A 1,030-nucleotide genomic window follows, 5' to 3' on the forward strand; every position below is an offset into this window, starting at 1 on the left:
CACGTAGAATACGACACGCCGACCCGTCACTACGCACACGTTGACTGCCCGGGACACGCGGACTACGTGAAAAACATGATTACCGGTGCGGCGCAAATGGACGGCGCAATCTTAGTGGTAGCGGCAACCGACGGTCCGATGCCGCAAACTCGTGAGCACATCTTATTGGGTCGCCAGGTAGGCGTGCCTTACATCATCGTATTCTTAAACAAATGCGACATGGTAGATGACGAAGAGTTATTAGAATTAGTGGAAATGGAAGTACGCGAGTTGTTAACTCAATACGACTTCCCGGGCGATGACACGCCAATCATCCGCGGTTCCGCATTAAAAGCGTTAGAAGGCGATGCACAATGGGAAGAAAAAATCCTGGAATTAGCCAACGCATTAGATACATACATTCCGGAACCGGAACGTGCGATTGACCAACCGTTCTTATTACCAATCGAAGACGTATTCTCCATTTCAGGTCGCGGTACGGTAGTAACCGGCCGTGTAGAACGCGGTATCATCCGTACTGGTGACGAAGTGGAAATCGTAGGTATCAAAGATACGGCGAAAACCACGGTAACGGGTGTGGAAATGTTCCGTAAATTACTGGACGAAGGTCGTGCGGGTGAAAACATCGGTGCATTATTACGCGGTACTAAACGTGAAGAAATCGAACGCGGTCAGGTATTGGCGAAACCGGGTTCAATTACTCCGCACACAGACTTCGTATCAGAAGTATACGTTCTGTCAAAAGAAGAAGGCGGTCGTCATACTCCGTTCTTCAAAGGTTACCGTCCGCAGTTCTATTTCCGTACGACAGACGTAACCGGTACAATCGAATTACCGGAAGGCGTGGAAATGGTTATGCCGGGCGATAACGTGAAAATGACGGTAAGCCTAATTCACCCGATTGCGATGGACCAAGGTTTACGTTTCGCTATCCGTGAAGGCGGTCGCACAGTCGGCGCCGGCGTGGTGGCACAAGTTATCAAATAATATATTGTCATCAGACATTCAGAAAAGGGTACCGAAAGGTACC

General features: G+C 49.3%; 1 protein-coding gene. It reads left to right on the top strand.

Annotated features, from left to right (window positions below):
• On the top strand, positions 1–987 hold a 987-nt coding region (tuf, locus tag P7M01_RS10370; protein WP_317483651.1), incomplete at its 5' end, for an elongation factor Tu.
• Positions 988–1,030: the final 43 nt, after the last annotated feature.

This window comes from Exercitatus varius (assembly GCF_029577735.1).
GTDB lineage: Bacteria > Pseudomonadota > Gammaproteobacteria > Enterobacterales > Pasteurellaceae > Exercitatus > Exercitatus varius.